Raw genomic sequence first — 255 nt, forward strand, 5'->3', positions numbered from 1 at the left:
TTTATTTGGTGAAAGCATTCGATGTATCAGCCATCCGCTTGTGGTGGTTGTTGTCGGGTGTTGTTTGAAATGCTAGTTGAGTTTTTTGCTAGTGATTTGACTTGATGTCTTTGACTGATTCGCAGCCTCTTCGGGGGTTGTTGTTTCGCAGGTCTTTTACGGAGAGTTTGATCCTGGCTCAGGACGAACGCTGGCGGCGTGCTTAACACATGCAAGTCGAGCGGTAAGGCCTTTCGGGGTACACGAGCGGCGAAC

The 255-nt window shown here is 49.4% G+C and carries 1 rRNA gene; it reads left to right on the top strand.

The window, feature by feature from the left end:
* Positions 1-155: 155 nt before the first annotated feature.
* Positions 156-255: ribosomal RNA gene (locus MTX34_RS25580) — 16S ribosomal RNA — on the top strand; the annotation flags it as partial.

The sequence above is a fragment of the Rhodococcus sp. ARC_M5 genome, from assembly GCF_022810405.1.
Taxonomy (GTDB): domain Bacteria; phylum Actinomycetota; class Actinomycetes; order Mycobacteriales; family Mycobacteriaceae; genus Rhodococcoides; species Rhodococcoides navarretei.